Source organism: Streptomyces sp. NPDC050535, from assembly GCF_044457665.1.
Lineage (GTDB): Bacteria > Actinomycetota > Actinomycetes > Streptomycetales > Streptomycetaceae > Streptomyces.
This window is the reverse complement of record NZ_JBITHE010000036.1, coordinates 1-11309: the sequence shown is the minus strand read 5'-3', so window position 1 is coordinate 11309 and position 11309 is coordinate 1. Positions and strand designations below refer to the sequence as shown.

The following is an 11309-nucleotide window of genomic DNA, read 5'->3' as shown; positions in this document are numbered from 1 at the left end:
GGCCCGTCACCCCGGAGCTGAGGGGGGCCCCCCGGGACCGCGCCCCCGCCCCCCGGTAGGCCGGGCGGGGGGGGGGGGGGCCTTGGCGGGTCCGGCCGCCGCCAGCGGCCGGACCCGCCAAGGCACCCCGTCAGGTTCACGCGATGATCGTGTGGAAGAAGAGGACCGCGGCCGCGAACGCGGCACCGCCGGCCAGGATGCCGCTGGCCGGAGCACCGCCGGCCAGCACGGTCAGGACACCTGCGCCCAGGGCGCTGAGCACGCCCAGCAGCAGGATGATCGCGGTCCGCAGGCCGAGCAGCGGCTGCTGCGGGTTCTGGCTGTTCACCATCAACTCCCGTGGTCGGAAAAGGGAATCCCGTCCGCCGGAGCGGAGAACGGGTCGTTGATGCTGTAGCAGCCGCGCAACCATCTCCCCCCGCGTGACGTGAATCACCCACGGGTGCCGAAAAATCTTCGCCCCAGACCGGGGGGAGATCCCCAGGGCGGGCCTAAGACCGCATGCGTACGGGTTCGTTGGACCGATGAGGCTTTGGCGATGCGAGGGAGCGGATGTGCCGGATGGGATCAGGGAGGGGTTCGCTCCCGACGACGGGGTGCACGGCGACGACACGGATCACGCAGAGCTTGCCTCCGTCGAACTGCTGAGCATCGAGGCCGAGCTGACGGCAGGCACTTCCGTGGGGGAAGACACCTCAGCCCGCAGGACCCGCCTGGAAGCCGACCGGCTCCTCGTGGAGGTCTTGCGCCGCGACGGCTTCACGGGCCCCCGCTACAACAAGGCCGCCTCCGCCTGGATGAGCTACGGCTGGCGCACCATGGTCAAGTGGGCAGGCACCGGCGAGATCTTCGACCGCTCCCGTCTGGCCGGCCGGCCCGTCCCCGCCGACATGATCACCACCACCTGGAACCAGGACGACCGCCACCAGGTAGCCACCGACTCCGTCATCGGGGGCATGAACCTGTTCCGCGACCACGGCCTCATCCAGGGCAAGTGGAACCCTGACGGCGGCGCCAACCTCACCACCTACTTCGTCGGCGCCACCCTCCGCGCCTTCCGCCCCGCCTATAAGACGTGGTTCCGCGGCCGGCAGATGGGGCAAGCTGAGCTGGACAACAACCCCGGCCGCGAGACGAACGGCGAGCCCCAGCGGGAGATTCCCGACCAGCGGGCCACCGACCCCTACTACGCCGCAGCCACCCACGACGAACTCAAGCGGATCCTCCCGCACATCACCGACCCCCAGGTCCGCGAGGGCCTCGGCTGGCGGGCCCTGGGCTACACCCAGGCCGAAGCCGCCCAACGGATCGGCCTGACGGAAAAGGCCCTAGAACGCCGCATCAGCCGGACCCGCACCAGGATCCTCGACACCTACACGCGGCAGCCCGAACTCGGGGAAGGGGGAGCACGATGAACTTCTGGAACGACTCCACCATGGACAACGTCGCCGCGACCGAGGACGACGACGTCGACTTCGACGCCCTGCTCCACGCCTCCAGCCTGGGCGCCCCGCACGTCCTCGCCGAAACCGCGCCCATCCCCGCCCACGTACACCGTCGCCTGGCACAGGCGGCCGCCCGCCCGGCACAGCCGCCCGCCGACGAGCCCTCCGCAACACCGGACGACGAAGACCGCGCCGACAGCGGGGCCGGCCAAGAGCCCAGCCCAGAAAGCCAGTCGGAGCGTGCACTGCGCAGCCGCCGGATCGTCACCCTCGCAGGAGCTCCCGGGACAGGCAGGAGCACCAGCGCACTGCGCCTCCTGTACGAGATCAACGAGACGACGCCCCGCCCAGCAAGTGACTGGTGCACGGACGTGATCCTCGGCGACCGGTACCTCGCTATTGCACTCACCGTGTGCCACGAACTCCCTTATGGCGCCATCCACGAGGCAGCGCAGGCGCTTCACACCGCAGTGCAAGACCGGGAACGGATGACGCACCAGATCCAGCCGACTGCGTCCCGGCTCCCTGCGCCGCCCAGGAGCGAGCAGCTGCGATCCGGCCCTGAGAGCGCCTCGCGAAGTACTCCGGATACGTACCCACACACGTCGCTCCTGCGGACAGCGCGCCTGACGGAACTCCTCACCCCGCCACCCCCCACCCCGGCTGCCGGGTGGTGGCAACTCAGGACGGCTCTTCGACGCAGCGCCGCAGCGAGGGCTGCCGACCTGCTCGCTCTGACCGGCACAGGGGAACGCATCAGGCAATCCGCCATGCCCCCGCGCTCCCGCACGGCCACAGCTTTCACTCCTGCGCTCTTCGCCCCAGATACCCAACTGACCTTCACCTGCCGCCTTCAAGCAACCCGCTCCCCACTCCTGGTGATGCCCGCGCCGCTTGGCCAGGGCACACCGGAGCCGGGCACAAGTTGGCTCCTCAGCTCGGTCGACGGGGTGAGGATGCACTACACACACGGCAACTGGCCTGATCCCCGAGCGCACGACACCGGACCATTCCATACGCTCACCGGACTGGCAGCGCTATTCACCCACTGCTGCGACACGGGGCACAGCAACGCGGTGCAGACCGGACGCAACCGTGTGCTCCACGAGCCGCACAACTTCCTGCCGTCGTGGCACCTGTTCACCACAGGAGCGCAGCGCACCTTCGGAAGGCCCCGCTCGCCTGCCTCAACAGGCGGCATCAGGAGGACGACGGCGCAGCAGGCACAGGACACCAGCAGCGCAACGCACCATCACGCTTCACGCATGTGGACCGAGACGACGCCGGGGTGCACGATCCAGCACGCCTACCTGAGCATGCGCGTACACCACACTGAGGCGGATCACGGATATGCCCTTCCCGCCCGCTTCACCTACCGCACCTCTGACCCCTACGCAGTCGAGGCAGTCTTCTACGAGAACCAGCCCGAAGAAACAGCGTGGACGTTCGCGCGCGAGCTGCTCCTCGAAGGACTCGACCACAGTGCAGGGGAGGGCGATGTCATTGTGTGGCCCAGCCCAGAGCAAAACCCACACGATCAACGCACCTTCATCCGCTTGCGCTCCCCAGAAGGAACAGCGCTGCTGTCCACCTCGCGCGCCCAACTCAAGCAGTACCTGGACGCCACGCAACACCTCGTTGCCTGCGGAGCGGAACATCGTCAGCTCGACGGCTCACTGGATTCCTTCGAAAGCGCATTGGGACAACTCACCAGCCCAGTCTTCAACGATCAGCCGCCCAGTCAGCAACCGCATGGCCAGGCCACGCCACCCAAGGGCTTGAAAGCCTGGGAAGTTCGATGACATTCGCCGACCCACAAGAAGTCTCCAACTACGGATACGCACAGTAGCGGCGGTGCGGCGTGAGCCCACGGCGTGACTATCGACGACTTCAACTCTTATTTGGAGCGGGGTAGGTGCGGCGGTGGCTTGCCACGCACCCCCGTGTCGCGCAGCGGCCTGAACAGCAGCGGCGAGGCTCCGCTGCTGCCTGTGACGTAGACGTTGGTGCAGCTCGGCGAGGCGCATACACCGCCGGGGGACGCACGCAGTCCCACATGAGGACGGCCATGGCCATGCAGGAGGAGGCCCAGCTTTCAGGATCGGCTGGTGACGAGATCGTCCAAGGTCAACTTGACGCGTCGGCGGTTGGGGTCGAAGCCGAACATGACGGTGGGCCGGTTGAGAGGATCGGACTTGGAGTAATAGCGGAACTGCAGGATCTGTCCGCACATCGGCCGGACATCTGACATCAGCCCGTCCTGGCAGGTGGCCAGAACCGTGATGCCGTGTTCCTGAGCGGCGTCCCGCAGGGCGGCAATGACTTCACGGCGGTGCTCCGCACCGAGTGAGTCGCCCAACTCGTCGAGGATGAGGACGCGGCCGCGGGCATCGGGCGCCGCCAGCAGAGCGGCGAGTACGAGGTGGATGGAGAAGAGCTTCTCCTGGGCGGTGTTGGTGGGTGCGTCATAGGGCAGCAGAGGACCGCTGGGGTTGCGTCTCCACCGAGGGACGACCTGGCAGATCCACTGGCCTTCGGCGGTATCCGGCGGGGTGATGTCGTAGGTCAAGTCGGCACCGTACCCGCGGTCTTTTTCATCGAGGCGGTTGAGGGTTTTGCTGATGAGGCCCAGAGTGCTTTGCACCCGCTCCTGGATGGATTCCTGGGTCTCGGCGAGGGCATGGCGGGACTCTTCGACGATGCCTTCGAGATAAGTACGCTCGTCCTCCCGCTTGCGGCGGGTGATGTCCACTTGCTCCCGAGCGCCGTTGTCCCGCTCGGCGTTGTCATCCAGCCAGGTCTTCAGCGCGGCCAGAGAGGCGCGGAAAACCTGCCCGTGGGAGTCGGTGGTGTTCGCTTCGTGGTGGTGCAGGGCGTTGGCCAGCTCCGGTGTGGCCACTCCGGTGGTCTTGGTGTCCGAGGCGAGTCCGGTGAGTGCGGCCGCGAGCCGCGCCCGGCCTTCGCCTTCCAGGACCGTGCTGCTTCTGCACTCAGCCTGGCGGGCGGCATCGCGCGGTGTGACGGACCGCGTGGTGGTTTCGTCCGACGGCCCGGCGTCTGGATCGTCGTCGGGCAGTGTGCTCCAGTTGAGCTCCTCGAGGGCTTCCTCAACGGAGCCTGCCCAGGCGATGCGTGCCCGGTCGGCGGCCCAGCCAGCCTGCAACTCGTGCAGTCTGTCCTTCCTCCGCAGGGCCTCCGCGGCGCGCTTCTTGAGCCTTTGCACGGTGTCGGCGAGTGTGTCGGCGCGCTCCTTGGCGGTGGCGAACGCGTCCCGCGCGCGATGGGCGGTGAGCACGGCACTCTCGGCAACTGTGCGCAGTTCAGGGAGGGCGGCCAGGTGCCCGGCGAGGGCCGCTTCCAGCTCGCCGACCCTGGGGCCGAGGCGCTCCGCGAGCTCGTGCGCCTGCGCTCGCTCGATGTCGAGCCGCAGCTCAGCGATCCGACGACGCTGAAGGTCAGAGACGCCCGTGAGTCTCATGCACTGGGATTCCGCGTCGCGCAGTCGGCGCTGCAGATGGGCACAGATGTCCTCCTCGCCCGCGATCGGCTGTTCAAAGCCGCCGACGATGTGTACGCCCAGGCCGGGCATGGACGCGTGGGGCGGATTGTCCACCTCGGTTGTGCTGGCCAGAGCCTGCAGAAAGGGCACCGCGAGGGAATCGGTATCGAGGATGCCCTCAGGCAGTACCTGCGTGCCGGGGGGCAGCAGGGCGGGAACCGCCGCCGGTGGGGAAGCAGGGCCGGTGACGAGGATCGCCCCGGGCAAAGTGCTCACCGCCGCCATCGCCTCCGCCAGGACGCCGGGCGCGATGCAGACGGCGTCCTGCCAGGGAGCCAGACGGGCTTCCCACAGATGCCGGGCGTCCGCACGGACACGGGTGGCTGCCATCAGCCCCACAGCCTGCATTTCCATGGCATGCAGCAGCTGCAAGACGGCTGCTGCCGCACCGGTTCGGCCCTCGCGAGCATCGGCGAGCTCCTGACCGAGCCTTTTGACACCGTCCCCGGCCAGAAGCAGCTCCGCACCCACGACTATCTGCTCAGACTCCTGGCTTCGTACAAGCCCAGCGAGTTCTTCAGGCGATGGCCCGACATAGTCCTCCGCGCAATCCACCGCGCGCCGGTACTCGCCTTGGGTGCGCTCCAGATCGCCTCGGAGCCTTCCTTCCTCCCGGTTCGCGTCGGCCAAGTCCTCCTCGGCCACTGTCTTGAGCTGCACTGCCTCACCGGCAATCCGCCGCAGGTGACTGGTGTTCCGCGCCTCACCGAGCGCCCTCTGCGCCTCCTCGCGTTCCCGCGCCAGCACATCCATCTCGGCCTCTGCAACGGCAAGATGAGCGGTGATCCGCCGATCCCGGACGAGCGCATCGAGCGCAGCCCGCGCGCGTGAAGCGTGCCAGAAGCCATACGCCCGGGCGGTTTCCAACCGGGCCCGGGCCCGGGTCCCGACAGAAGCGAGGATTGCTTCCTCAGCGCGGTACGAGACATCCCCCCGGCTAATCATGTCGGCCAGGTCCGCCTGCGTCCTGGCCAGGTCCTTGCGGGCCTGAACGTCATTGGAGAGCATGCCGGCCTTGCCGGTGAGGGAGAGGAGTGCGTCGCCGATCTGCACGGGGGTGAACGTGCCGGCGTCGAGCTTGAGCAGCGACGGACGCGACCTAATGCCTCCACGGGTTGCGATGTAGGCAAGCAAGCGCGGAGCGCGGCCGTAGAGGGCCTCGGCGTATTCCGTAGCGCCCAGTGGTCTGCCGCCGAGCCCACGGAAGAAGTCCGGCGCCTGCTGGTGCCGTTCGCGGTCATCGCCGTCCAGGAGCAGGTGGACACCTGCTTTGTGGCGCACCTCAATGTGCTGCGGTTTGGCCGATATCTGCAGCCACACGGTGTGGGCTGTGCCCTGCGGATCGTCCGGCTCGGCGAAGACCCCCACCACGTAGCCGACGTGAGCCGGCCCGTGCCGTTCCGGGGCCACACCGGCAGTCACGGGTTCGAACAGCAGCTTCGGCGCGTGCACTGACCCGCCCCCCACCATGCGCCACTCGGGATCCCCGAGGAGGAGAGCGAGGGCGGCGAGGAAGCTGGTCTTGCCGGACTCGTTGGAGTCCTTTGGCCCGCGTCCCGTCACCGCGACAAAAGCACCGGGGATGATTGCCACGGGATGGGCGGTCAGCCGGGCAATGTCGAAGGTCTGCACGGCGATGAGCTGCCGGATGCCGATCACTCCACGCTTGCCGCGCGCCAACCCACTGGCCTGCTCCGTCACGGGCGGTCCGTCCCTGCCGGGTTGTCAACGAGGCTGTCAGGGTGGGGGAGAGGACCAGTAAGTCCGCGGCGACGCCGAATGGCGGCGGCCAGGTGCCCATCCGGGCGGCCGACGAGGATCAGGTCTTCCCAGAGCATGCTGCTGCGGTGCTCGGTGAGGCGGTCGAGCGCCGGGCCGGGAATGTAGCGGCCCGTGGTGCTCTCCGCGACCATGCCCGCGGCCCGCAGCCCGCGCAGCGCGGCGCTCATGACAACCTTGGAGATCTTTCGGTTGGACGCCAACGTGGCGAGGGTGACCGCATGAGGCTCGCCCGTCCAACGGCTGTGCCGATGGCGGCCCTGAGCCCGGGGGATCGCCACCGTGTGCAGGAGAACCAGAGCCAGCACCGCCCGTTCCGCATCGCTGAGCGTGCCGGTCCTTTCCTGCACCAAGGCATCGGCGACGGGATCGGTGAACCCAGTGATCCAGTTGCCGTCCGGGTTCTGCAACAGGTGCCGACCGCACGGCAGCAGAAAACGTTCGGCCAGTGAGCGCATGGCCGGATCCGTCAGCACCGGCAGGCTGCCCCGCGGCAGCGGCCGACGGGACGTCTCCAAGGCAGCCATCGCCGACCGGATCACGTAATGGCCGGATACCTCGGGCGCCTGACTGAAGTCGCCCGACACCGCGTGAACAGACTCCCGCCGCTTCACCGGAGGCTGCCCATGATCTGATGCGCCCTCATCGAGGACAGGCAGCAGATGATGCCCACGACGAAGGCCCTCCACCACCGCCTGGGGCAGCGCCGCCACGGCCGGCCCAAGAAGCAGCTCGGGCCCGTCGGCGGCAATCAAATGGGCATCAGGCAGCGCCCGGTCCAGTGCCCGCTCGACGGAGTCGGGGTCTGCACCCAGCCCCGAGCAGAGCGACAGGATGCCAGCCCGCCTGAAACGACGCCCCGGGAACGGTGCTTGCCCAGGCTCGGACCAGGCTGCGCGCAGGCACGCTGCCCACACAAGAGTGGGTACCGGTGGCAGCCCAAGCCGCCACGACGGAACCGCCAGACCGGTGGCCGGAGCTGTCTCGCCATCCCAGCCGAGCACCACCACGTCCGCGCTCTCCGCCGCGCCAACGACACGGAGCACACGGCGCCCTGTCCGGGCGGCCGCGGCCGCCGCTGCAGCCAGCACGGGCTCCGGCACCGCAGCCGACGTCACACGGCAGGCCCGCAACCGGCCCAGAAACAGCGCGGCCTGGAAAGCGGTCTCTCCACCGGATGAGTCGGAGGCGTTCTCAGTGCTCATCCACGCTCCGTTCCGTAAAACCGTCGGCAACGTCGCGGCGCAGACGCAAGGGATGCAGGTACGTGACCGAGGCATCCGCGTCGGCCAGCAAGGCATCCTCGACCACGACCGCATACGGCTCGCCAGGATCGTCACCGAGCGCCAGCACATCGGTGACGATCGCCGCTGCCGCAGGCCAGCCCGCCTCATACAGAGCCTGGGTGAGGTCGACCTCATCGGCGTCACCCAGGAACTCATCAGCCAGCAGCCGACGGCGCTCCTGCTGGCGCTCATGCGCCTCCTCGGCCCGCTGCAGCGCATCGTCGTCGCTGTCGTCCACGTCGCGGTCGGGCACCAGCGGCCGCACACGAACACGCGAGCGGGGAGCGAAGCCCTCCACTGTCTCCACAAGCACGGAGGGCTCGATCCACACGGCAGGCATGTCGGCGACGAGTGCCGCACCGACTTGCGACAGCAGAGCGATGGCGCCCTTGACGGCCGCGTCGGTGTACTCAGCGACGGTCAGGACATCGAAGTTCAGGCTGCCACCGCCCTGCTCCAACACCTTGTCTGCCGCGGCCATGACCTGCTGACGGTAGAACTGCTCTGCCTCAATCAGCGCCGTAGCGGCCTCCTCGAGCGCCCAATCGCCGCTGAACCGGTTGGTGACCAGCTTGTTCAGATCGGCGACCTGCCGCGTAAATCCCTGGTGATCGTGCTGGCGTTGGGACTCCATAAGCTCGCCCGGTGTTCCGGTGGCTACCTGCCGCTGCAGGTCCAAGGCGAACACACGCAGGGCGTTGCGGCACGACACCAAGTAGTCCAAAGCAGCGCCAGGATCGGGAGTGCTGCGGTCGAACACGGCCCTCGCCCGGTCCAGCAACAGGATCAACTCGTCGACCCCACCATGCTCCGCCAGCCGCTCGGCCGCCAGCGCTCCCGCCAGCCCGGCCGGCCGCACCACATACCGGTCCTGGTGAGCCTTGAGGAGGTAGGGCTCAAGAAACCCCAGCCGCGTCAACACGGCCAGCCGCCGATCGATCAACTCCAGAGACCAGCCCTGCGCATTGCCCGTCAGCGCTTCCAGGACCTGAGCCCTGGTCAGGCCATGCGGCCCGGCATACTCCGCGAACACATTGAGGATTGCGATCGCAACCCGGGCCACCTCCGGGTGCTGGGCCACCGCGCCGGCATCCTCGGCCACAGGAGCCATGAACGCCCGCCAGTTGGCCAGCCGGACAGACGCCGCAAGATCCTCCCGCTCACCGTCCCCGAACGCCTGCTGCTCACCCATCGGCCGGCACCGTGCTCAAGAGCCCCGTCAGCCGCGGCAGAACCTTCTTGTGCAGCGGCTCCTGTTCGCATGACTCACCCGTGCCCGCGATCTCCGCCGCGAGTGCCCGCAACTCCACCGGCCCCTCGGCCGCCATCTTCGCCGCCAGCACCCGGGCCTTCGGATACGCCTCAGGCTTCTGATACCGGTAAGGGCCCGCACGCCACAACTCCGCCTCCATCCCCACCGCGTGCACCCTCCGGCCGAGCCGCCGGGACAGGTCATCGACAATGGCGATCCCAGCCGCATCCAGATCACCCCAGATGGCCAGACGCGCAGGCCGCAACCACTCCAGCAGGGCGACCAGCTTGTTCGCGACGTAACCATGCCCCCAGATACACAGCCACTGCGAGGTGATCTCCGGAATCGCACACACGCGCTCGAACGTGTCGGAGTTCTCGACCAAAAAAACCCCGCGCGCCCCGTACTCGACCTCTCCAACCAGCCGCAGAGCGCCAGCAGGCAAGGCGATCCACGGATTGGCCACTGAGGCATCGGCGGCCACCGTCCCCACCCGCCACCGCAGAGGCCCTCGGACACGGATGTCCACGTCGGCCTCGTCGAGGGCAACGTCGAAACTCATGCCGATCAGATTCTCGAAGGCCGCCTGCCGTGCAGGAGTCCACATCTTCGACCCGCTCAGAGCGAGACCCGCCAACTCCTTCGCGGTCATACGCTCTCCATCCCGCTGACTGGGCCACCACTCAGCGGCCGCCCGCAGCGCCGCCTCGTAGGCAGTCCAAGCCTCAGTTCCCACGGCACTGCCCTCGGGCACACGCAACGCAGAACCCGCCGGACAGGAATCCAGCAGCGCCCGCTCCTGCTCCAGTTCTGCCACCGGCTCCACCAGAGCGAGCAATTCCTTGCGCACATCATCGGGATCCCGCCAACCGCGCAGCTCCTGCAGCAGCTCATCCGCCTGCAGCGCCCAGGAATGCGACAGCCGCCACTCCAGCGGACCCACAACCTCCAGATCCTCATCGACCGCGCAGCGCAGAACGACACCCCCGGAACGCACCAGCGACATCGCTGCATCCCACGCCCCGCTCCCGAATCTGGACTCCACCGTTGCCCAGTTCCGCCGCTTCGCCGACAGAGCCCAGATCAGGTCCCGGCTTCCCATATGCTCCGGCGGCTGGTAGGCGAGCCGCGTGGTCGCAGTGACCAGGTCAACTTCAGTGATGCGTAAGAGTCCCTGGCGATTGCGTGGCGCGCGGTTGCTGCCCTGACGCCGTACAGGGACCGACAGTGCATGCATGCCCTCCGGAGTCCCGGCCACGGAGACACGAATACGCCCCTCAGCCTCACCGAATAAAAGTGCCACCGAACCGGCCACTCCATCGCTCACGCGTTCCCCCCAACTGCTTTGAACCACCAGCGTCTTACCGCGTCACCCTGCCGAGGAGAATATGCAGAAACCGACATTGTCCTCACAAGCATCAGCAAACTGGCTGGAGATCAACCTCCTCGTGCAGTCATCGAGATGGCGTTGCTGATGCCGAGGGCAGCCGCCTTATCGGGCGCGCGTGTCAGCCAGCCGGCAGTGGGTTCGGGTACCACCTCATACAAGATCTTTACGAAGCTCGTCCGCGTCCCCAGTACACACATCGAAGGCGACGCCACCCCAACTTCTTTGCAACTGAACTCATTGACATCGCCCAGATCCTCTCAGAAGGCATGATGCGGAGATCCGGATTCGTGCGAAGTTCTCCACCAAGGAAGCACCTCGCACCCAAGACGGAACCCCTACTTGTAGCCAGCTGACCCGCAACGCGGGTCTACAGCTGGAGGCGGAGCCGGAAGCTGACGGGCAGGAGAGCGAAGCGACCTGCCCGTCCTCAAAGAGCCTGCGCAGCAGGCTCTTTGAGGACTTTGCGTCCTGCAGCGAAGCGGAAGGACGCTGCCCGGCGAAGCCGGGCTTCGATCCGCAACGCGGATCGTCAACAGCCGCGCGAAGCGCGGCTGTTCGCTGGGAGGGTGCGCAGCACCCTCTTACCCGCTCCGCGGGG

7 protein-coding genes are annotated in these 11309 nt (G+C 67.8%); 2 read left to right on the top strand and 5 right to left on the bottom strand.

Annotated features, from left to right (window positions below):
* Positions 1 to 136: 136 nt before the first annotated feature.
* Complete coding sequence (locus ACIBLC_RS39320; protein WP_399216289.1) at positions 137 to 331, bottom strand: hypothetical protein; 195 nt, start codon at positions 329 to 331, stop codon at positions 137 to 139.
* Between the two features lie 223 nt (positions 332 to 554).
* On the opposite strand from ACIBLC_RS39320, the gene ACIBLC_RS39315 reads away from it, so the two are divergent.
* Entirely contained in the window at positions 555 to 1415 is an 861-nt protein-coding gene (locus tag ACIBLC_RS39315; protein WP_399216288.1) for a hypothetical protein, read from the top strand.
* Entirely contained in the window at positions 1412 to 3247 is a 1836-nt protein-coding gene (locus ACIBLC_RS39310) for an SsgA family sporulation/cell division regulator (protein ID WP_399216287.1), read from the top strand. Before ACIBLC_RS39315 ends, ACIBLC_RS39310 begins: the two co-directional genes overlap by 4 nt.
* Positions 3248 to 3540: 293 nt before the next feature.
* On the opposite strand, the gene ACIBLC_RS39305 is transcribed toward ACIBLC_RS39310, so the two are convergent.
* From ACIBLC_RS39305 to ACIBLC_RS39290, 4 genes are read right to left on the bottom strand one after another with little or no spacing between them, the layout of a single operon-like run.
* Positions 3541 to 6705 carry a hypothetical protein gene (locus ACIBLC_RS39305; protein WP_399216286.1) on the bottom strand — a complete coding sequence of 1055 codons (3165 nt, stop codon included), beginning with the start codon at positions 6703 to 6705 and terminating at the stop codon, positions 3541 to 3543.
* Complete coding sequence (locus tag ACIBLC_RS39300) at positions 6702 to 7988, bottom strand: hypothetical protein (RefSeq protein ID WP_399216285.1); 1287 nt, start codon at positions 7986 to 7988, stop codon at positions 6702 to 6704. The genes ACIBLC_RS39305 and ACIBLC_RS39300 overlap by 4 nt, the downstream gene beginning before the upstream one ends.
* Positions 7978 to 9261 carry a hypothetical protein gene (locus ACIBLC_RS39295; RefSeq protein ID WP_399216284.1) on the bottom strand — a complete coding sequence of 428 codons (1284 nt, stop codon included), beginning with the start codon at positions 9259 to 9261 and terminating at the stop codon, positions 7978 to 7980. The genes ACIBLC_RS39300 and ACIBLC_RS39295 overlap by 11 nt, the downstream gene beginning before the upstream one ends.
* Positions 9254 to 10327, bottom strand: a complete 1074-nt coding sequence (locus ACIBLC_RS39290) for a Wadjet anti-phage system protein JetD domain-containing protein (protein WP_399216283.1) — start codon at positions 10325 to 10327, stop codon at positions 9254 to 9256. The genes ACIBLC_RS39295 and ACIBLC_RS39290 overlap by 8 nt, the downstream gene beginning before the upstream one ends.
* Positions 10328 to 11309 lie beyond the last annotated feature (982 nt).

Coding starts and splice junctions, on each gene's coding strand:
- ACIBLC_RS39320 (WP_399216289.1), bottom strand. CDS start 331: ATGGTGAACAGCCAGAACCCGCAGCAGCCGCTGCTCGGCCTGCGGACC.
- ACIBLC_RS39310 (WP_399216287.1), top strand. CDS start 1,412: ATGAACTTCTGGAACGACTCCACCATGGACAACGTCGCCGCGACCGAG.
- ACIBLC_RS39300 (WP_399216285.1), bottom strand. CDS start 7,988: ATGAGCACTGAGAACGCCTCCGACTCATCCGGTGGAGAGACCGCTTTC.
- ACIBLC_RS39295 (WP_399216284.1), bottom strand. CDS start 9,261: ATGGGTGAGCAGCAGGCGTTCGGGGACGGTGAGCGGGAGGATCTTGCG.
- ACIBLC_RS39290 (WP_399216283.1), bottom strand. CDS start 10,327: ATGTCGCTGGTGCGTTCCGGGGGTGTCGTTCTGCGCTGCGCGGTCGAT.